The sequence below is a fragment of the Bacillus sp. M5A3_1b genome (assembly GCF_053345335.1).
Map to the genome: position 1 here is coordinate 187,261 of NZ_JBKEZY010000001.1, position 21,898 is coordinate 209,158.

20 protein-coding genes and 1 pseudogene are annotated in these 21,898 nt (G+C 37.4%); 6 read left to right on the forward strand and 15 right to left on the reverse strand.

Annotated elements, in window-relative coordinates; all coding sequences use genetic code 11:
- Positions 1–120: 120 nt before the first annotated feature.
- The 5 genes from rpoZ to ACLBWW_RS00900 form a co-directional block, all read right to left on the reverse strand.
- Complete coding sequence (rpoZ, locus tag ACLBWW_RS00880) at positions 121–333, reverse strand: DNA-directed RNA polymerase subunit omega (protein WP_000933965.1); 213 nt, start codon at positions 331–333, stop codon at positions 121–123.
- 2 nt (positions 334–335) lie between these two features.
- On the reverse strand, positions 336–953 hold the full coding sequence (gene gmk, locus ACLBWW_RS00885) for a guanylate kinase (protein ID WP_001257740.1): 618 nt from the start codon (positions 951–953) through the stop codon (positions 336–338).
- Between the two features lie 13 nt (positions 954–966).
- On the reverse strand, positions 967–1,230 hold the full coding sequence (remA, locus tag ACLBWW_RS00890; protein ID WP_001251456.1) for an extracellular matrix/biofilm regulator RemA: 264 nt from the start codon (positions 1,228–1,230) through the stop codon (positions 967–969).
- 67 nt (positions 1,231–1,297) lie between these two features.
- Positions 1,298–2,173 (reverse strand): YicC/YloC family endoribonuclease, encoded by an 876-nt coding sequence (locus ACLBWW_RS00895; RefSeq protein ID WP_048546041.1) that lies wholly within the window; start codon positions 2,171–2,173, stop codon positions 1,298–1,300.
- Positions 2,174–2,272: 99 nt separating this feature from the next.
- On the reverse strand, positions 2,273–4,996 hold the full coding sequence (locus tag ACLBWW_RS00900; protein ID WP_048546043.1) for a calcium-translocating P-type ATPase, SERCA-type: 2,724 nt from the start codon (positions 4,994–4,996) through the stop codon (positions 2,273–2,275).
- Between the two features lie 105 nt (positions 4,997–5,101).
- On the opposite strand from ACLBWW_RS00900, the gene ACLBWW_RS00905 reads away from it, so the two are divergent.
- The 3 genes from ACLBWW_RS00905 to ACLBWW_RS00915 all read left to right on the forward strand — a co-directional run bounded on the left by ACLBWW_RS00905 (position 5,102) and on the right by ACLBWW_RS00915 (position 8,831).
- The gene (locus ACLBWW_RS00905; protein ID WP_447613887.1) at positions 5,102–6,811 is read left to right on the forward strand and encodes an Rqc2 family fibronectin-binding protein; all 1,710 of its coding nucleotides are present in this window, start codon (positions 5,102–5,104) and stop codon (positions 6,809–6,811) included.
- A gap of 342 nt (positions 6,812–7,153) precedes the next feature.
- A complete protein-coding gene (locus ACLBWW_RS00910) occupies positions 7,154–8,224 on the forward strand; it encodes a M24 family metallopeptidase (protein WP_048546047.1) in 1,071 nt (356 codons plus the stop codon).
- A gap of 82 nt (positions 8,225–8,306) precedes the next feature.
- Positions 8,307–8,831 carry a DinB family protein gene (locus ACLBWW_RS00915; protein ID WP_048546049.1) on the forward strand — a complete coding sequence of 175 codons (525 nt, stop codon included), beginning with the start codon at positions 8,307–8,309 and terminating at the stop codon, positions 8,829–8,831.
- Positions 8,832–8,864: 33 nt separating this feature from the next.
- On the opposite strand, the gene ACLBWW_RS00920 is transcribed toward ACLBWW_RS00915, so the two are convergent.
- The gene (locus tag ACLBWW_RS00920) at positions 8,865–9,233 is read right to left on the reverse strand and encodes a YoqO family protein (RefSeq protein ID WP_048546051.1); all 369 of its coding nucleotides are present in this window, start codon (positions 9,231–9,233) and stop codon (positions 8,865–8,867) included.
- Between the two features lie 15 nt (positions 9,234–9,248).
- On the reverse strand, positions 9,249–9,680 hold the full coding sequence (locus ACLBWW_RS00925) for a YoqO family protein (RefSeq protein WP_176374054.1): 432 nt from the start codon (positions 9,678–9,680) through the stop codon (positions 9,249–9,251).
- A 100-nt stretch (positions 9,681–9,780) separates the two neighbouring features.
- On the opposite strand from ACLBWW_RS00925, the gene ACLBWW_RS00930 reads away from it, so the two are divergent.
- From ACLBWW_RS00930 to ACLBWW_RS00940, 3 genes and pseudogenes are all read left to right on the forward strand, one after another.
- Positions 9,781–11,166, forward strand: coding sequence for a membrane protein (locus tag ACLBWW_RS00930; RefSeq protein ID WP_048546056.1), 1,386 nt, complete (start codon positions 9,781–9,783; stop codon positions 11,164–11,166).
- A gap of 167 nt (positions 11,167–11,333) precedes the next feature.
- Positions 11,334–11,588: a YbeF family protein gene (locus tag ACLBWW_RS00935; RefSeq protein ID WP_048546061.1), complete on the forward strand. Its 255-nt coding sequence runs from the start codon at positions 11,334–11,336 to the stop codon at positions 11,586–11,588.
- Between the two features lie 22 nt (positions 11,589–11,610).
- Positions 11,611–12,287 (forward strand): annotated as a pseudogene (locus tag ACLBWW_RS00940) (HAD family hydrolase).
- Positions 12,288–12,326: 39 nt separating this feature from the next.
- On the opposite strand, the gene pyrE reads toward ACLBWW_RS00940, so the two are convergent.
- Genes pyrE through pyrB form a run of 8 tightly spaced genes read right to left on the reverse strand, consistent with a single transcriptional unit; the run spans position 12,327 to position 21,840 of the window.
- Complete coding sequence (gene pyrE, locus ACLBWW_RS00945; protein WP_000711449.1) at positions 12,327–12,959, reverse strand: orotate phosphoribosyltransferase; 633 nt, start codon at positions 12,957–12,959, stop codon at positions 12,327–12,329.
- A complete protein-coding gene (gene pyrF / locus ACLBWW_RS00950) occupies positions 12,956–13,672 on the reverse strand; it encodes an orotidine-5'-phosphate decarboxylase (protein ID WP_048546062.1) in 717 nt (238 codons plus the stop codon). The genes pyrE and pyrF overlap by 4 nt, the downstream gene beginning before the upstream one ends.
- Entirely contained in the window at positions 13,657–14,586 is a 930-nt protein-coding gene (pyrD, locus tag ACLBWW_RS00955; protein WP_001081053.1) for a dihydroorotate oxidase B catalytic subunit, read from the reverse strand. The genes pyrF and pyrD overlap by 16 nt, the downstream gene beginning before the upstream one ends.
- Entirely contained in the window at positions 14,583–15,362 is a 780-nt protein-coding gene (gene pyrK / locus ACLBWW_RS00960) for a dihydroorotate oxidase B electron transfer subunit (protein WP_048546065.1), read from the reverse strand. The genes pyrD and pyrK overlap by 4 nt, the downstream gene beginning before the upstream one ends.
- Positions 15,359–18,577 carry a carbamoyl-phosphate synthase large subunit gene (gene carB / locus ACLBWW_RS00965; protein ID WP_098047864.1) on the reverse strand — a complete coding sequence of 1,073 codons (3,219 nt, stop codon included), beginning with the start codon at positions 18,575–18,577 and terminating at the stop codon, positions 15,359–15,361. Before carB ends, pyrK begins: the two co-directional genes overlap by 4 nt.
- Complete coding sequence (locus ACLBWW_RS00970) at positions 18,562–19,659, reverse strand: carbamoyl phosphate synthase small subunit (RefSeq protein WP_048546068.1); 1,098 nt, start codon at positions 19,657–19,659, stop codon at positions 18,562–18,564. The genes carB and ACLBWW_RS00970 overlap by 16 nt, the downstream gene beginning before the upstream one ends.
- Positions 19,656–20,942 (reverse strand): dihydroorotase, encoded by a 1,287-nt coding sequence (gene pyrC / locus ACLBWW_RS00975; RefSeq protein WP_001108374.1) that lies wholly within the window; start codon positions 20,940–20,942, stop codon positions 19,656–19,658. Before pyrC ends, ACLBWW_RS00970 begins: the two co-directional genes overlap by 4 nt.
- Entirely contained in the window at positions 20,926–21,840 is a 915-nt protein-coding gene (pyrB, locus tag ACLBWW_RS00980) for an aspartate carbamoyltransferase (protein WP_048546070.1), read from the reverse strand. The genes pyrC and pyrB overlap by 17 nt, the downstream gene beginning before the upstream one ends.
- Positions 21,841–21,898: the final 58 nt, after the last annotated feature.

A 21,898-nucleotide genomic window follows, 5' to 3' on the forward strand; every position in this document is an offset into this window, starting at 1 on the left:
GCTCATCAGTACCAATATTTCTTCCCTATCGTAAAAAAATAACAACCTACTTGTAAATAGGTTGTTACCGTTACATAGAAAATTATAAAGTCTATGTTTTAATTTGTCGAAAAGAATGTCTTAATCGATGATTTTGCCTTCGCTTGGTACATATTTTAATACTTCTGCATCGATTTCTTCTAATGATTTACCTACACATTTATGAGAAACAGGTTGCTCGATAACACAGTTATCAGCAAGTTGCATTTCACGCGCACGTTTTGCAGCTACTGTTACAAGTGTATATTTAGAATCGATTTTTGTTAATAATGAATCAATTGATGGATTTAACATAATTATAGACCCTCCGTCATTTCTTTATAATATTTTGCTACTCTTTCGCGGCGGCAATGTTCACCAACCACAATTGCTTTAATTCTTTCACAAGCTAATTCAACTTGATCGTTTTCTACAACATAGTCGTAAGCGTCCATCATTTCGATTTCTTCTTTCGCTACCGTTAAACGATTTTCAATAACATCTTCAGTTTCTGTACCACGGCCGACAATACGGTTCTTTAGTTCAGATAAACTTGGAGGTGCTAAGAAAATAAATACACCTTCTGGGAAAGCTTTCTTAACTTGAATTGCCCCTTGCACTTCAATTTCTAAGAATACATCTTTTCCTTCTTGTAATGTTTTTTCAACATAGTCAATCGGTGTTCCGTAATAATTACCTACGAACTCAGCCCACTCAAGTAATTTTTCATTACGAATCATTTCCTCAAATTCTTCTCTCTCTTTAAAGAAATAATCTACACCATCTACTTCACCTTCACGTGGCTTACGTGTCGTTACTGAAATGGAGTACTGAAAACGTGTATCCTCATGACTAAACAGCTCTTTTCGAACCGTTCCTTTACCAACCCCAGAAGGTCCTGAAAGAACGATGAGCAATCCTCTTCTACTTCTCATAAATATGTAAAACCTACCCTTCCTCACTTAAATCTTCTTTATTATTCAAACGATGTGCAATCGTCTCTGGCTGAATTGGACTTAATACCACATGCCCATCATCCATAACAATAACCGCCCTTGTTTTTCTCCCATACGTAGCATCAAGCAAAGCATTATGTTCGCGTGCTTCCTGTACTGTTCGTTTAATAGGAGCTGACTCCGGACTTACAATAGCAATAATTCGATGAGCAGATACAATATTTCCGTATCCAATATTTAAAAACCGCATGGCCATAGTTTGCGCCTCCTAGTAAGTCTATCCGATTTCTCCACCACGTATAACTTTATATATTTTTTGAAAGCTACTCAATATTTTGTACTTGTTCACGAATTTTTTCAAGGTTATTTTTCATTTCTACAACATATTTTGAAATTGTTAAGTCATTTGCCTTAGAACCAATCGTATTAATTTCTCTATGCATCTCTTGCACGATGAAATCCATTTTCCTTCCAACAGGCTCTTCAATCTGCAGTGTTTCACGAAATTGCTCTAAATGACTTTGCAAACGAACTAACTCTTCGTGAATATCACAACGCTCTGCAAAGATTGCGACTTCTGTTAACAATCTTTGTTCATCTAGATCTTGATTATGTAATTCTTTTAAGCGATTTTCTAATCGTTCACGATATTTTTGTGTAACAATCGGTACATGCGGAATAATTGCATTTACACAATTGTGAATCTCTTGTAAACGATACGCTATATCTTTATGTAATCGTTCTCCTTCGCCATCTCTCATCGTTTTTAACATATGAGCAGCTTGGCGAACAGCCTCATATAAACCGTTCTCAAATTGTTCATTTACATTTTCTACTTCTTCAATCGCTGTTACTTCTGGCATTTCCATTAATTGCTGAAGTGTAATAGAATCTTGTAATTGAAATTTTCCTTTTATATCTTCCATAATCGATCGGTACTGCTCAAGAAGCGACCAATTCACACTTAATTTTCTTTCAACAAGCCCTTCACCCGTTATACTAATAGACACTTCAATGCGTCCACGCCGAACTTGTTCTGCAATTATTTTACGAATTTTTTCTTCAAATATCATCATTTGCTTCGGAAGTCGAATACTCATCTCTAGGAAACGGTGGTTCACCGATTTCATTTCTACTGTAATTTGAAAAGTATCATTTTCTACTTTCGATCTTCCAAATCCTGTCATACTACAAATCATTTTTATCACATCCAAGCCATGAAATAACTCAATGAAAAAGGTAATAGAGACAAGGCTCTACTACCTTCTGTAAATTATATCACATTTTCATATCATTGACTATTTCAAGTTTAATCCCTTCTTATATAATACTGGCTTTTCCTTCTTCCCCTTTTTCCCTGTTAATAAAGAACCTACTAACAAGAAGGTCGGAATTGATGACAAACCTCCAATTAACAACCAATCTCTCGCTTGTATTGGCATTGTACTAAAGATCGGTTGTAGTGGTGGGTAATATATAACCACTAACATTAACAGTAAAGAAATAATAACCGCTCCTACTAAATACACGTTCCCAAACGGATTACGGTGGAAGATAGAATGTTCACTCCGGCAATCAAATACATGAATAAGTTGTGCAAGTACCAACGTCGCAAACGCCACAGTTTGTGCATATTTCAGTTCATTTGGATGTTGATTATATGCAATAATAAACGCCACTAACGTCACTGCTCCAATTAGAAAGCCACGGCTTATAATTTTCCAGGCAAGCCCTCTAGCAAATACCCCTTCTTTCGGATGACGCGGCGTTCTCTTCATAACGTCTCCTTCCGCCTTATCCAATCCTAATGCCATCGCCGGTAATCCGTCAGTCACTAAGTTCACCCATAAAATTTGAATGGGAACCATCGGCAGCGGTAATGCAAGTAACATTGCAAATAACATGACTAAAATTTCTCCTACGTTCGATGCTAATAAATAACGAATAAACTTACGTATATTCTCGTATATATTTCTACCTTCTTTAATTGCTGATTTAATCGTAGCAAAATTATCATCTAGTAAAACAAGAGAAGAAGCTTCTTTCGCAACGTCTGTCCCTGTAATTCCCATCGCTATCCCAATATCCGCTGTTTTTATAGCCGGAGCATCGTTTACTCCATCACCTGTCATCGCTACTATATGCCCTTTATTTTGCAACGCCTTAACAATCTTCAATTTATGTTCAGGTGATACTCGAGCAAATACATACGTATCTTCTACAACACTTTCTAGTTCCTCTACATCCATATTCGCGAGTTCTACTCCTTCAACAACACGTCCACCAGGTGGTAAAACCCCTAATTGTTCCGCAATTGCCATTGCTGTCACTTTATGATCTCCTGTAATCATCACTGTTCGAATACCAGCTTCTCTGCACTCTTTTACAGCCTGTTCTACCTCTGGTCTTGGCGGATCAATCATTCCCTGTATCCCGACCAACATAAAATCTTTTTCAACGTCTCTTTCATGTTCAATAGAATCTGTTACTTTTAATGGCTTAAATGCAACTGCAATTGTTCGGAGCGCTTGACTACCTAAACTATGAATAGCCGCCTGTACTTCTTTTCTATACAACTCACTTAACGGTTGTTGCTTATCCCCCCATAAAATCGTTTGACTCATTTGCAGGAGGACATCTGGTGCTCCCTTCGTAACAAGAAACTTTTTCCCCTCTCTATCTCGCACAATAACACTCATCATTTTTCGAGTTGAATCGAATGGAAATTCACGAATAATTTCAAATTTCCCTTTCAGTGCCTCACGCGTTATCCCCGCTTTCATTGCTGCAGCTACAAGTGCTCCCTCAGTTGGATCTCCATCTAATACATACGCCTTTTTCTTTTGAATAATATTTGCGTTATTACAAAGTGAACCAAATGTTAGTAGTTGATACAGTGCTTTTGTTTTAGCTGGATCGCATTCTTTTTCACCTTTCAAAAAAGAGCCATTAGGTTCATATCCTTGACCTGTAACTTTCCATAATTCCCCACCTGACCACATATGCGTTACCATCATTTTGTTTTGCGTCATTGTTCCTGTTTTATCAGAGCATATAACAGAAGCGCATCCTAACGTTTCTACCGCTGGTAACTTCCTTACAATTGCTCTCTTTTTAATCATACGCTGTACACCAAGCGATAAAGCTACTGTAACAATTGCTGGTAATCCTTCAGGAATAGCAGCAACAGCTAGCGACACGCCTGCTAAAAACATATGATACACTTCATTCCCTTGATACACACCGGCTAATACGACAAGCGCTGTCAAAATAAGAGCCACAATAATTAATATTTTCCCGAGTTGCTCTAATCTTCTTTGCAGTGGTGTTTCCATTTGCTCTGCATTTTGTAACATATTTGCAATTTGGCCCATCGCTGTATTCATACCAGTTGCTACAACGACCCCTGTTCCAGCTCCTCGTGTAATCATCGTACCCATAAAAGCCATATTTTTTTGATCACCAATTGAAACATCTTGCCCCTGCAGAGCTTCTACCTTCTTCTGCACCGGTACTGACTCTCCTGTCAAAGCTGATTCTTCGATATATAAACTTGATGCCTCAACAAGACGTACATCCGCCCCAATACGATCACCACTAGAAAATTTAATGATATCACCTAAAACAAGTGCTTTAGACGGTGCTTTTACCCAATTTCCATTCCGCATTACAGTAACTTGCGGGGCGGCTAGCTCTTTTAAAGCTTCCAGTGACTTTTCAGCCTTTCTTTCTTGAAAAAAGCCAAGAATACCATTGATAATAACAATCGCAACAATCGCAATAGAATCAATGTATTCACCTAAAAAAGCTGAAACTATTGTTGCACCAAATAAAACAAGTACCATAAAATCTTTAAACTGCGCCAAAAATACCATCAGTGCAGAAGGCCTTTTGGCTTCATCTAATTCATTTGTACCAAATTTTTTTATTCGCCCTTCTGCTTCCTTCTCTGTAAGCCCAACCTTCACATTCGTATTCGTTCTTTCTTCCACTTCGTGTGCACGCATTCCATACCAGTTCATCCCGCTATCGACCTCCTGATTCCAGACATACTCTATTGAAAGCTTATTCAGCCTCGTCCAAAAAAATGCTATAATTAACTTTTAGTTAGAAAGGAGTGTTCATTTATGGCATTCGATGGATTATTTACAAGAGCAATTACACATGAAATTGCAAATTCTCTTTACACAGGAAGAATTTCCAAAATATATCAACCTTCAAAATACGAGATTTTATTACATATTCGAGCAAACGGAAAAAATCAAAAACTAATTCTTTCCGCTCATCCGACATATGCACGTTTACACTTAACAAATCAAAATTACGATTCACCTGCACTTCCGCCAATGTTTTGTATGCTTCTTCGTAAGCATTTAGAAGGTGGGTTCATTGAAAAAATTGAACAAATTGATTTAGAGCGCATTATTCAAATTACCGTTCGTAGCAGAAATGAAATTGGTGACGAATCGCTAAAAACATTAGTAATTGAAATAATGGGACGACATAGTAACATCATTTTAGTAGACACAAAAACAAACAATATTTTAGATAGCTTAAAACACGTTTCTTTAGCGGTAAACAGACATCGAACTGTATATGCTGGAGCGGAGTACATTGCACCACCAGCACAACATAAAATTAACCCACTCCAGATTGAAACAAATGATGAATTTATTAGACCGCTAGACTTTCTATCTGGAAACATGGATAAACAGCTTGTCGGCACCTTCACGGGAATTTCGCCGTTATTCGCAAAAGAAGTAGTGAAAAAAGCAGGTATGGTAAATGAAAAAGCATTAGCGGACGCATTTTTCTCCATACAAAAACCATTACTAACTCATACATATTCACCAACTATGACTACTTCAAATGGGAAAGAATTCTTTTATCTTTTCCCTCTTGCGCACTTAGCAGGAGAAGACAAGACATTCTCATCTGTTAGTGAATTGCTAGACCGTTTCTTTTTCGGAAAAGCAGAGCGCGACCGTGTAAAACAACAAGCTTATGATTTAGAGCGCTTTATGCAAAACGAAAAAAATAAAAATGAGAAGAAACTCATTAAACTAGAAAAAACATTACAAGATGCCGGAAAAGCAGATAAATATCAACTATTCGGAGAACTACTTACAGCCAATATGTACGCTTTGAAAAAAGGTGATAAAGATATTGAAGTCGTTAACTATTACGACGAAAATGGCGGAACTGTAAAAATTACATTAGATCCTTTAAAAACACCATCTGACAATGCGCAACGCTATTTCCAAAAGTACCAAAAAGCAAAAAATTCAGTTGTTGTTGTAGAAGAACAAATTGAAAAAACAAATGAAGAAATTCTTTATTTTGATAGCTTACTTCAACAAATGGAAGCTGCTTCTTCAAAAGATATTGAAGAAATTCGTGAGGAATTAGCTGAAGAAGGCTATGTGCGCAATCGTAAAACGAAAAACGCAAAGAAAAAGCCTACTAAACCAGTATTAGATAAATATGTAGCAAGTGATGGCACAGAAATTTTCGTCGGTAAGAACAATAAACAAAACGATTACTTAACAACGAATTTTGCCCGTCGTGATGAAATTTGGTTACATACGAAAGATATCCCTGGGTCTCATGTTGTCATTCGTTCTCTTGAACCTACCGAAGACACTGTGTTAGAAGCAGCTAAAATCGCTGCCTATTTCAGTAAAGCAAAAGATTCTAGTTCTGTTCCTGTAGATTTCACCAAAATACGCCATGTCAAAAAACCGAGTGGTGCAAAACTTGGTTTTGTTACGTACGACAATCAACAAACCGTATATGTAACACCGGATGCTGATACTGTAATGAAATTAAAAGCGTAAATATAAAAAATGCGTTGCTTATAAGTAACGCATTTTTTATATTTTTTCAATTTAGTTGCTATATCCATTCAATATTGTCAAAAAAATTGACAGTTTCATTTCACATTTGTATAAATTTTTTTACAGCATATAAATAAAGTGCACGTGTAACTCCAATCAATATTTTTTCATCCTCTGCCATTTATTGAAGCAATCTGGATTTTATGAACAAAAAGTCTCCCACAAATTGCGGGCTATTTTTTATCTCCCCTAAAATATATGTTTCCCCTACTATCCTTTCTTCAAATATACATTTTGGCACGCTATTTGCTTTATTCAATACTATGAATAGGGGGAATTAACATGACTTTAAAAATTAATAAAATCCAAAATCAACTACAAAACTATGAAATTGACGGATTGCTTATTACAAAAAAAGAAAATCGCCAATATGCAACAGGCTTTACAGGTAGTGCTGGCGTCGTCTTAATCTCTGCGGATAAAGCTGTTTTCATCACTGATTTTCGCTATGTAGATCAAGCGAAATCACAAATAAAAGATGCTGAAATTATTATGCATACAGGAAATTTAGAAAAAGAAATTGCAACTCAAGTATCGAAATTAAACATTCAAAAACTCGGAATTGAAGAAAACAACATGACATTGCAACAATATAAAAACTTACAAAAATACGTACATGCGGAAATGGTTCAAGTGTGCGAAATCATCGAAAATATTCGTATTATTAAAGACACGCCTGAAATAGAAACAATGAAAATCGCAGCTAATATTGCTGACGAAGCATTTCACCACATCCTTACGTTTCTAAAACCAGGAATTAGTGAAAATGATGTACGAGATGAGTTAGAATTTTTCATGCGAAAAAAAGGGGCTACATCCTCTTCCTTCCAAATCATTGTAGCTTCTGGCGTCCGTTCTTCACTTCCTCATGGAGTTGCATCAAATAAAATAATCGAACGAGGCGACGTCGTTACATTAGATTTCGGTGCACTTTATAATGGATATTGTTCCGATATAACACGTACTGTAGCAATTGGGGAACCGTCAGAAGAATTCAAAAAGATATACAATATTGTACGAGAAGCGTTAAAACGTGGGACGGAAGCAATTAAACCTGGGGAAACTGCGAAAAATATCGATGATATAACGAGAGATTACATTACAGAACATGGATACGGTCAATATTTTGGACACTCTACTGGTCATGGTCTTGGGTTAGAAATTCATGAACCTCTCCGCTTATCCCAAGAAAGTAAAGCTACTTTAGAAGAAGGTATGGTTGTTACAGTGGAACCTGGTATTTACATACCAAACTGGGGCGGTTGTAGAATTGAAGATGATATTGTCATTACAAAAGACGGATATGAAGTTATTACAAAATCAAATCGGGAACTAATTGTTATCCCTTGTTAAAATCATAGCCTTTTTAAAGGAGTTTTTCGTTGCACATAGAATTCTTTCTCTGGAGTAATCGTTTAAAGAGGGGGAATTTTAATTGAATTTTGTAATTGATAAAATAGATGGTTTACAGCCTGAATTTTCCAAACTTGTTTCCATGATGAATTACGCTCGCTACACAACAATGCAAGCGGTGGAAGGTTTATCAATTGAAGAACTTGATTATTTATATGATGAGGAAGCAAACTCAATTGGCATGCTTTTGTACCATATGGCCGCTATTGAATTTTACTACCAGATTCATACTTTTGAAGACCGTGAACCAACGGAAGCTGAATTAGAACGTTGGTTACCTGCTATTGAGTTAGGAGCTCTTGGCCGCGAGAAAATAAAAGGAAACTCTATAGAATTTTACATAAACACATTACAAGAAGTACGTTCCAAAACGATCGAGACTTTTCAATCGTTACCTGATGAATGGCTATTTCAAACGACAGACTTTTGGTATGACAAACCAGCAAATAACTACTTTAAGTGGTTTCATGTATTTGAAGATGAAATCAATCATCGCGGACAAATTCGTTTAGTTAAAAAGATGCAAAAATCTCATTCAGTAAAATGAGAAAATGCCACCGAATAAGGGTGGCATTTTCTTTTATTCATTAGCGAATAGCTTTTCATTTACTTTTTTGGCGACTACCGCTACCAACATTAAAATGCATATTAAATATATCAATTTCGCAATAAATAACCAGCCTTGAAACATTACAATTCCATCTATTATCTCATTTCCTTTCAATAACAAAAATGGAATCGTGCTTATTACAATGATAAACTCGATGCTGAAAACAATTTTCTTTTTTCGGCTATATGCCTTCCATTCTTTCCAGCGATACATAGGTGCAAAAATCAATACTCCTATACATAATATAACTGGCACCCATTCACTTTTAAGAAATTGCCCTGAAACAACTGATAATAGTAAACAAACGAGCACGCCATAGTACCCTATTTTCTCTCTCAATCGTACTCCCCCATTCTACTTTCCCTTTAATATGTAACTTGCTACGCTTATAACAATTCTTAGAAAAACAACAACGACAATTACAAGATAAAGACCTTTTGCAGAAGACATCCATTCTTGAAAAATAGACATTTTCTCCATTTGCTTCTGCCCTTCTATTAAAATAAACCCTACGAAAAATGCGCAAATAACAATGATACCTATCATAATTCCGATACTTTTCTTACTATATTGTTTCATATCATCCCAGTTATATAAAAGGATAAATACAAACCCGAAAACAGGTATGATACTGATCCATTCATTGTTTGTAAACAAGTTTAAAATGATTAATAGACTACAAGATATAACGAATCCCCAAAATCCAATTTTTTTGTGCATAAGCCCTCCTTTAATTCCATTTTTAGGATTAATTGTATTGTAACATCCATTTGTTGTTCTTACCATTACAGTACATGAAATTTCACTTTTTTCTTTTTCCTATACTCACATACTTTCACTGCTTTCATACAATAAACTACACGAACGCCTAAAGGATGTGAATGTTATGGGAGTTGAATTAACGCTGTTACACGCTCTCTATATTCTTTGTTTACTCACTATTATTACTTTTTTTATTCTCCGGAAAGATACGACGATTATTTGTATCGTTTTTATCTTTTTGTTAGCATTAACTGCTACAAGTTCTATCCCTCTTGCCATTAGCGGTATTTTTCAAAGTTTCATTTACGCTATTACTGAACTATTACCAACTATATTAATCATCTCCATTATCGTATCAATGAGTAATCTACTCGTTCATACTGGCATAAATGACACGATGATTTCACCATTTACAAAGATGATTCGTACACCTACCCTCGCCTATTGGATGATCGGCCTTTTAATGATGACAATTTCTTTCTTCTTTTGGCCTTCTCCCGCTGTCGCCTTAATGGGAGCTATTTTATTACCGGTCGCTGTACGCGTTGGTCTTCCTCCAATTGGAGTGGCAATTGCTATGAATTTATTCGGACACGGCATCGCCTTATCTGGTGACTTCGTTATTCAAGGTGCACCAAAATTAACTGCAGACGCTGCTGGTCTTCCTGTTTCCAGCGTTGTTTCTGCCAGTGTTCCTCTCGTAATTGTTATGGGCATTGTGACAACTTCCGTCGCGTTTTTCTTCTTACGAAAAGAATTTCATACAGGCTTATCCATACAAGAATCTATTCCATCAACTGCGTCTTCTAAAACGCTCACTTCATTATCTCCTCGGACAAAAAAATGGCTCGCTATTTGCATTCCGATCGTATATGCCATCGATATCCTTTGCATGATTCAATTTAAACTACAAGGAAGCGACGCAACTGCACTTATCGGCGGGACGACTGTTATTATAATTATCATCATTTCTCTCATCGCCTACAAAGGTAATGGACTAAATAAAACGACCGATTATTTTATAGAAGGGCTCCAATTCGGATTTAAAATCTTTGGTCCAGTTATCCCAATTGCTGCACTCTTTTATTTAGGGGATAGCGGTTTTGTAAAAATTATCGGGGACTATTTACCGAAAGGTTCACACGGAATCATTAACGACTTAGGAATCGCTTTGTCTCAAACAGTTCCTTTAAATCAATATGTATCGGCGGGAACATTAACTATCGTTGGTGTCATAACAGGTTTAGATGGATCTGGCTTTTCTGGTATATCGCTTGCTGGTTCGATTGCCAATCTTTTCGGAGCAGCACTTGGGCATGGAACAGCTACATTAACAGCTCTCGGGCAAATTGCTGCAATCTGGACCGGAGGCGGGACTTTAATTCCTTGGGCGCTTATTCCTGCCGCTGCCATTTGTAAAGTGGATCCATTTGAACTTGCACGCCGAAATTTTTTACCGGTTGTGATTGGCTTAATAGTCACCACAATCGTTGCGATGTTTATTCTATAACATAAGCAAGTGTTCTCTTGCTTATGTTTTTTTATTGTAAATTTCATCATGAATTACTGGCTTTCAAAAGGAGTTATGTATATGTTAGCGAAATTATATTAAGAGAGTATTTATTCCAAAACGTTTACGAGAAACAGATTACTTCCATTAGAAAAGGGGACATAACTATGAATGAATTGATTTTCGTCTTATTAATTTGTCCATTACTTATCTTCATCATTTCTGTTATTGGAACACGCAAGACGAAAACGTATTACGTAATGCCAATTGTAACGTTTGCTAGTTTTTTAATAATAGGTGTTATCGCCTTTACTCCAAAATTTTTCTTTTGGGTTGGCATGTACAGCATCTTCTCATTCATTGTTTCTTATATGACTCTATTGTTTGTAAGAGGATATGAAGTTGCGGAAAACGCTAAATAGTTGTTAGCAAGGAGATTAGAATATGATTTTCTTTGATATTGATGGAACTTTACTTGATTATGAGACTGCTGAAAGACATGGTATTATAGATTTTTTTCAAATATATAATACTATTTTTTAGGCAATGAATTAGAAGCAACAGAAGTCTGGCATGAATTATCAGAGGTATATTTCAACAAATTTTTATCCAAGGAATTATCTTTTCAAGAACAACAAAGGATGCGAATGTATCATTTATTTAAAGCATATGGAGTAAACTTATCACCCGAGGAATCTCAGCACAGATTCAATCAATATATAGAACTATACAAGAACAACTGGGCCGTGTTTGAAGATGTACACTATACATTACATGCCTTGCAGCAAGAAGGGCACACATTAGGTATCATTAGCAATGGTGACTATGAACAACAAATCGAAAAGTTAACTACTCTAAACATTCTACAATATTTTAAATATATATTTACTTCTAGTGAAATTGGGAAATCGAAACCAGACCCTGAAATTTTTCAAAGAGCTGTATTACAATCTAGTCTTGCAATGAAAGATTGCTATTATATTGGTGATCGATTAGAAACAGATGCAATTAGTAGTACAGCAGCTGGAATGCAAGGGATATGGTTAAATCGTGATAACTTGCAACTCAAATGTGATGTTCCTACTATCTGTTCTTTACATGAAATTATAACAATAATATAAAAAGACGACCGCGTTCCCCCGCGGTCGTCTTTTTTCGTGTTACGCTGTGATCCAAGCTTCGTTTGCTGGATTTTTACGCCACTCTTGTAATTTTTTCGTTTCAGCTTGTCCGATCATACCTTTTTCTGCTGCTACTTCAGTTAATGCACTGTAGTCGCTTAAAGAGTATGATGCTACGTTAGCTGCCTCTAGTTTTTCTTTTCCTGCTTCTAGCTCGTATGTGAAGATTGATACGATTCCTAATACTTCACATCCAGCTTCGCGAAGTGCTTCTACACATGTAATTGCACTACCGCCAGTTGAAATTAAGTCTTCTACTACTACTACTTTTTGACCTTTTTCAGCTTTTCCTTCAATTTGGTTCCCTTTACCGTGACCTTTTGCTTTACTACGTACGTAGCACATTGGTAAATCCATACGATCGCTTACCCATGCAGCGTGCGCAATACCAGCCGTTGCTGTTCCTGCAATAACTTCTACAGTTGGGAAGTGCTCTTTAATTAACTCTTCTAATCCAGCTGCAATCGCTTGACGTACTTTTGGATAAGATAAAGTTAAACGATTATCACAATAAATTGGTGATTTCATACCTGAAGACCAAGTGAATGGATCATTCGGTTGTAAAAATACTGCTCCAATTTCTAATAAATGCGATGCGATTTCTTTTTTCATACTGTTACACCTTCCCACTGTTGTTTTACTGTTTTATACGCTTCAAGCGGATTTTCCGCTTTTGTAATACTACGTCCAACTACGATGTAGCTTGAGCCAAGTTCCCTCGCACGTTTCGGTGTTGCTACGCGCACCTGGTCATTTATATCATCGCTTGCAAGACGAATCCCCGGTGTTACTGTTACAAATTCATTTCCGCATACTTCACGTAATTTCGGAACTTCAAGTGTTGAACAAACAACACCATCAAGTCCACTTTCTTTCGTTAGTTTTGCATAATGAGCAACCGCTTCTTCTAACGTTTTCTCAATGCCAATCTCTTTTTTCATCATAGCTTCCGAAGTGCTTGTTAGTTGTGTAACTGCAATACAAATCGGTCTCTCTTTTCCTTCTTGCGTACCTTCCTCTAATCCCTCAATCGCAGCTTTCATCATACTGCTTCCCCCAGCAGCATGAACATTTACCATATCAACATCTAGACTAGCTAGGCTACGCATAGCGCTTTTTACTGTATTCGGAATATCATGAAGTTTTAAATCTAGGAAGATCTTATGCCCTTTTTCTTTTAAGTACGTAATAATCGCAGGGCCTTCTTTGTAAAATAACTCCATACCCACTTTGACAAATAGCTCTTCCCCTTCAAAGTGGTGTAAGAATTGTTCTACATCTTGTTTCCCTGGAAAATCTAGTGCAACGATTAACGACTGTGACATGTTTGTTTCCAGCTCCTTCCTTGACATTCCGAAATGTGATCAAATCCTAATTCATCTAGTAATGCTGGTAATTCTTCAATAATTGTCGGACATACGAACGGATCGATAAAGTTCGCTGTTCCAACTGCAACCGCGCTTGCGCCAGCATAGAAGAATTCAATTACATCTTCCGCAGTTTCAATACCACCCATTCCGATAATCGGAATGTTAACCGCTTGACTTACTTCATGTACCATACGAATTGCTACTGGCTTAATCGCAGGACCTGATAATCCGCCTGTACGGTTTGCTAAAATTGGTTTAGCTGTTTTTAAATCTAGACGCATACCAAGCAATGTATTAATCATCGTTAAACCGTCCGCACCCGCATTTTCAATTGCTTTTGCAATCTCCACAATGTTTGCCACGTTCGGTGACAATTTCACATATACCGGTACTTCAGAAACCTCTTTTACTCGCTTCGTTAAATCAGCAGCAATTTCAGGATTCGTACCAAAAGCGATACCACCCGTTTTTACGTTTGGACAAGAAATATTTAATTCTAGCGCATGAACATTAGGTGCCTTTGAAATTTCTTTCGCAACTGCTACATAATCCTCAGCTTGTGAGCCAGCAACATTCGCAATAATCGGAAGATCAAATTGCTCGAGAAAAGGTAATTCAGAATTCATTACCTTTTCTAATCCAGGATTTTGAAGCCCGATTGCATTTAGCATTCCGCCTGGTGTTTCCGCAACACGAGGCGTTGGGTTTCCGTAACGAGGCTGTTCTGTTGTCGCTTTAATCATAATTGATCCAAGTACACTTAAATCATAGAACTGTGCATACTCACGACCAAATCCGAAGCAACCAGATGCTGGGATGATTGGATTTTTTAATGATAACCCTGGTAATTCAACTTGCAATCTGTTCATAGTACAACCTCCCCGATTGGAAATACTGGTCCGTCGCTACACACCTTCTTGTAAGAATGTCCACTCGGATCTGCTTGTAAATGGCATACACATGCAAAACATGCTCCAATGCCACAGCCCATACGCTCTTCTAATGAAATGTAGGCTTTTCTCTCTTTATAGCGTCCTTCTAATGCACGAAGCATCGCTAAAGGTCCACATGAGTATAGAATGTCAAAGTCGATTCCATAGCTATCAATTACATCTGTTACAAAGCCTTCTGTACCATGCGTACCATCAACTGTTGCAACATACGTATCACCAAGCTCTGCGAATTTCTCTTCATAGAAGACAACATCTTTCGTTTGGAAACCTAAGATGTGAATAACGCGTACTCCCTTTGCTACAAGACGCTGTGACAATTCATATAGTGGTGGTACACCAATTCCCCCTCCAACTAATAGAGCCGTTTGTCCAGCTTCCGCTTCTTCTACAGGAAAACCATGTCCAAGTGGTCCTAACACATCTACAAGTTCGCCTTGTTTTCTTTTCGCTAATGTTTTTGTTCCTTGTCCTTCCGCACGATATAGCATTGTAAATTCGTTCTTGTCTTGATCGACATTACAAATACTAATTGGGCGGCGCAGAAGGGGCATAATGCCCTCTGCTACCTTAATGTGTACAAACTGCCCTGGATCGTTCATTTGCTGCACTAGATCCCCTTGAAGCACTAATTCGTAAATGTTTTTTGCGATTTCTTTTTGGTTAACGACGATCATATTTTGCTTTTGCATCATGCATGTACCACCTCGTGACGCTTCGTTTGCGTAATTTCTTTCATTGAATGAGCTGAGAATGTCATAGATTCTAATACTCGTAAGATTGCTCTCGTTGTATCAAGTGATGTTAAGCAAGCCACACCATTTTCTACTGATTCACGGCGAATGCGGAAACCATCACGCGCTGGTTGTTTGCCTTTTGTTAATGTATTGATTACAAACTGTGCTTTTCCTTGACGGATAATATCAAGTAAGTTGTATTCTTCAGAATCAATTTTATTTACAACTTGCACTGGAATGTTTTGCTCTGCTAACGATTGTGCTGTTCCAGCTGTTGCTAATAAGTTATAGCCGATTTCGTGGAAACGTTTTGCAATTTCCATTGCTTCTTCTTTATCTTTATCCGCTACAGTGATGATTACTGATCCGTGCGTTGGGATGTTAATTCCTGAAGCAACTAACCCTTTGTATAATGCTTTTTCAAGTGTTAAGTCTTTACCCATTACTTCCCCTGTTGATTTCATTTCAGGTCCTAATGTTGTATCAACTGAACGTAGCTTCGCAAATGAGAATACCGGTGCTTTTACATACACTTCTTTCTCTTCTGGGTGATAACCAGTTCCATATCCTTGTTCTACAAGATCTTGACCTAAAATAACTTTCGTTGCAACATTCGCCATCGGTACGCCTGTAATTTTACTTAAGAATGGTACTGTACGGCTCGCACGTGGATTTACTTCAATTACATACACTTCATCTTTGAATACTACAAACTGAATGTTTAGTAATCCAACAATGTTTAAACCTTTTCCAAGTGCAATTGTATGTTCAATAATTTGTTCTTTCAGTTTTGCAGATAAGCTTTGCGGTGGATATACTCCGATTGAGTCACCAGAGTGAACTCCAGCGCGTTCAATATGTTCCATAATACCTGGAATGAATACATTCTCACCGTCTGAAATTGCATCTACTTCAATTTCTTTACCAACCATGTAACGATCGATTAATACTGGATGATCTGCGTGAACTTTAACCGCATTTTTCATGTAGTGCAGCAGTTCTTCTTGACGATATACGATTTCCATCGCGCGTCCACCTAGTACGTAAGATGGTCTTACTAATACTGGGTAACCAATTTTGTCAGCAATTGCTACCGCTTGCTCTACAGTCGTTGCTGTTTTACCAACTGGCTGCGGAATACCAAGTTGTGTTAGAGCTGCTTCAAACTTATCACGATCTTCTGCACGGTCTAAATCTTCAAGTGATGTTCCTAAGATTTTCACACCGTGAGCCTCTAATTTAGCAGCTAAGTTAATTGCCGTTTGTCCACCGAATTGGACGATAACACCTTCTGGTTTTTCTAAATCGATAATGTGCATTACATCTTCAATTGTTAATGGTTCAAAGTATAATTTGTCAGAAATACTGAAGTCTGTTGAAACTGTTTCTGGATTGTTATTAACAATGATTGCCTCATATCCCGCTTCTTTAATTGCCCATACAGAGTGAACTGTTGCATAGTCAAACTCAACACCTTGACCGATACGGATTGGACCAGATCCTAGAACTACTACACTCTTACGATCTGTTCTAACTGATTCATTCTCGTCACCATATGTGCTGTAGTAGTATGGTGTTGCAGATTCAAACTCTGCCGCACAAGTATCTACCATTTTATAAACAGGAGTTATGTTGCTTTCTTTACGTATATCGTAAATTTCACGCTCTGTTTTGTTCCAAGCATTGGCGATGTAATGGTCACTGAAGCCCATTTCTTTCGCTGATTGTAATACTTCCATATTTCCTACATTTGCTTTTACTTCGCGTTCCATGTTTACGATGTTTTCAACTTTTTGTAAGAAGAAGAAGTCCATTTCACACCAATTGTTGATTTCTTCTTTCGTTACACCTTGACGAATTGCTTCTGCTACAATAAACAGTCGCTCATCATCAGCTTTTATAATGCGTTTTTTCATTGTCTCTTTATCAAGCTCTTTTAAATGCTCTAACTCTAAGTGATAAACACCAAGTTCTAAAGAACGAATCGCTTTTAATAATGATTGCTCTAAGTTACGTCCGATTGACATAACTTCACCAGTTGCCTTCATTTGTGTACCCAGTGTTCTGTTTGCTGATTCAAACTTATCAAATGGCCAGCGTGGAATTTTTGAAACAACATAGTCTAATGCTGGTTCGAAACAAGCATATGTTTTTTGTGTTACTGGATTTATAATTTCATCTAATGTTAAACCGACTGCAATTTTTGCCGCTAGCTTCGCAATTGGATATCCAGTTGCTTTAGATGCTAGTGCAGATGAACGACTTACACGCGGGTTTACTTCGATTACATAATATTGGAAGCTATATGGATCAAGTGCAAGCTGAACGTTACATCCACCTTCAATTCCTAATGCACGAATAATTCGTAATGAAGTGTTTCGTAACATTTGATATTCACGGTCACTTAATGTTTGGCTCGGTGCTACAACGATAGAATCACCTGTGTGAACCCCCACTGGATCGATATTTTCCATGTTACATACTACAATCGCGTTATCATTTGAATCACGCATTACTTCATATTCAATTTCCTTACAACCAGCAATGCTCTTTTCTAATAAACATTGTGTTACCGGACTATGTTTTAATCCACCTGATACGATTTCAATTAGTTCTTCTTCATTACTACAGATTCCGCCACCTGTTCCCCCCATTGTAAATGCTGGGCGAACAATAACTGGATATCCAATTTCTTTTACAAATTCATGTGCTTCTTCTAGCGTATGAATAATGGTACTAGATGGAATTGGTTCATTTAATTCCTGCATTAAGGTACGGAATAAATCACGATCCTCCGCTTGCTCGATTGCTGATAATTTTGTTCCTAAAATTTCAACTCCGCACTCTTCAAGTATGCCTGATTTCGCAAGTTCAACAGCCATATTCAGGCCTGTTTGACCACCTAATGTTGGTAAGATTGCATCTGGACGTTCTTTACGAATGATACGGCTTACAAATTCTAGTGTTAATGGTTCTATATATACTTTATCTGCCGTTGCAGTATCTGTCATAATTGTTGCTGGGTTAGAGTTAACAAGGATTACTTTGTAACCTTCTTCTCTAAGAGATTGACAAGCTTGTGTACCAGAGTAGTCAAACTCTGCTGCTTGCCCAATTACAATTGGTCCTGATCCGATTACTAAAATTGTGTTAATGTCTAGGCGTTTTGGCATAACTCTTCCCCTTCTTTCTTGAAGTTTTCAATCATTGCTAAGAAATCTTCGAACAAATCGTTTGCATCTTCTGGTCCTGCAGAAGCTTCTGGATGGTATTGCACTGTAAATGCTGGGAACTTCGTATGACGAAGACCTTCTACTGTTCCATCATTTAAAGCAACATGTGTAATTTCAAGTGCTGTATTTTTAACTGATTCTTCTTCTACTGCGTAACCATGATTTTGAGATGTAATTGCTACTTTTCCAGTTGCAAGATGTTTTACCGGATGGTTTAAACCACGGTGACCGAATTTTAACTTACTTGTATTCGCACCAGATGCTAGAGCGAATAGTTGATGTCCTAAGCAAATTCCGAATAAAGGAACTTTACCGATAATGTCTTTTAACATTTCAATTGCTTCTGGTACATCTTTTGGATCTCCAGGTCCGTTACTTAACATAATTCCATCTGGACTAAGACGTAAAATTTCTTCTGCTGTTGTATTGTAAGGTACTACAATTACATCACAGTCACGTTTATTTAATTCTCGTAAAATACCATGTTTCATTCCGAAGTCTACAAGTACAACTCGGTGTCCACGGCCTGGGCTTGGGTATGGATCTTTCGTTGATACGCGTTTCACGTGATCTGTAAATACTGTCGCTTTTAATTGGCTCACGATGTATTCTACATCTGCATCCATGTTACATATACGTCCACGTAATGTACCGTATTGACGAATTTTTCTCGTTAATTTTCTTGTATCAATTCCTGCTAACCCTGGGATATTTCTTTCTTTTAAGTAATCATTTAACGAAATTTCATTACGGAAGTTTGATGGATGATCACAAATTTCGTTTACGATTAAACCATTTACAGATGGGTGAATTGATTCAAAATCATCACGGTTGATGCCGTAGTTTCCGATTAATGGGTACGTGAATGTTACGATTTGACCGCAATATGATGGATCAGATAATGTTTCTTGATATCCAGTCATTCCTGTTGTAAATACAACCTCACCTGACTTTTCGATTTCTCCTCCGAAACCTTTTCCAATTAATACTGTTCCATCTTCTAAGATAAGTTGTCTTTTCATACTAATGCACTCTCCTTTTGCCATGCGATCTTACCACCAACGATTGTCATTACCGGCCATCCTTGGCATTTCCAACCTGCGAATGGTGTATTTTTTCCTTTTGATAAGAATGTTGTTGGGTCAATCTCTTCTTCTTGTTCTAAATCAATGATTGTAATATCAGCTGTTCTACCTTCTTTCAGGCGACCTGCTTCTAAGCCGAATGTATCAGCTGGTTTTTCTGTTAAGAATTGAATTAACTGCTCTAATGTAATAATTCCTTTTTTCACAAGGTTTGTGTATAGAAGTGGGAATGCTGTTTCAAAACCAGTAATTCCGAATGGTGCTCTTTCAATTCCTTGCGCTTTCTCTTCCGCTGTATGCGGTGCATGATCAGTTGCGATCATATCAATTGTTCCATCTAATAAACCTTCAATTAGTGCTGCGTGATCTTCTTTTCCACGAAGCGGCGGGTTCATTTTAAAGTTAGGATCAGCTGATGGGATATCATCTTCACATAACACTAAATGATGAGGTGTTACTTCTGCTGTTACTTTAATTCCAGCGCGTTTCGCATCTCGAATTACGCGTACAGAACCTTTCGTACTTACGTGACATACGTGATAGTGACAATCTGCCGCTTCAGCAAGCAGTATATCCCTTGCAATATGTACAGATTCACATACTGATGGGATACCGTTTAATCCGTGTTTCTCAGAAAACTTCCCTTCATGTACACAACCTTTATTAATAAGAGTATTCTCTTCACAATGCGCAACTACTGCCATATTTAATTTCGCTGCACGCTTCATAGCAGCTAACATCATGCTAGCATCTTGTACGCCTACACCGTCATCAGTGAAGGCAAATGCTCCAAGTTCTTTTAATGTTTCGAAATCTGTCATTTCAGAACCAGCTTGGCGTACTGTAATTGCTCCGTATGGTAGTACGTTGACATGCGCTTTTTCTTTAATACGATTTTGCAAGTCTTCCATATGTTCTCTGCAATCTGGTACTGGGCGTGTATTTGGCATTGCACAAATTGTAGTGAACCCACCTTTTGCCGCTGCTAGTGTACCTGTTTCAATTGTTTCTTTATGTTCACCACCTGGTTCACGAAGATGTACGTGTACATCTACTAATCCAGGTGCGATTAACTTTCCGTTCACATCGATTACTTCAGCATTATCTGCCGTAATATTTTCTGCTACCTTAGCGATTTTACCGTCTTGTACGAGAAGATCTGTTGCTACGATTTTTCCTTCTTCATTCATATAACGACCATTTTTAAACAAGTAATTCATGTTTCATTCCTCCTAATACATTTGGTAAGGCGCGTTTTAGTACAGCCATTCTTACGTAAACTCCATTTTCCATTTGTTTAAATATGCGTGAACGCTCACACTCAACAAGTTCACTTGCAATTTCAACATCACGGTTTACAGGAGCTGGATGCATAATAATGCTTCCTTCTTTCATACGCTTTTCTCTTTCCACTGTTAATCCGTGTTTCTCATGATACTCTTTCATAATGTCTGTTTCATAATGATCATGACGCTCATGTTGTACACGAAGTAACATCATTACATCCACTTCTGGAACAAGTTCATCTAATGGTTTGTATGTTCCAAACGTGCTGTCTTCATCTTTCCACTCTTCTGGACTTGCAAAGTAAATTGTTGCACCCAGTTTCGTTAATGCTTCTGCATTAGAACGTGCTACTCGGCTATGACGAATATCTCCTACTATCGCAATCTTTAATCCTTCAAATCTTCCAAACTCTTGTTTAATTGTAAGAAGATCGAGTAGGCACTGCGTTGGATGATTTCCACATCCATCTCCAGCGTTTAAGATTGGGATATTTACCTGTTCTTTTAGTTCATCGAAGTAGCGATCTTGCTCATGGCGGACGATCACCGCTTTTGTTCCGATTGATTCTAGTGTTCTTATCGTATCGTATAAAGTTTCTCCTTTTTGTACGCTTGATGCATCCGCTGAAAAGTTTAAAACTTCAAGTCCTAATCTCTTCTCAGCAACTTCAAAGCTAAATCTCGTTCTCGTACTATTCTCAAAGAACAAGTTCGCAACAAAAGTTTGCTCTGTCGTTTTGCTCTCTTTTCCATTCGCGAAATCTTCTGCGTCTTTTAGGATTTCTGAAATTTCTACTTCCGATAATTCACTCATCGTTAACAAATGGCTCATCGTCATCCCTCATCTTTCTGATTTTTATGTTACCACTTTTGTATTTTTATAACAACTT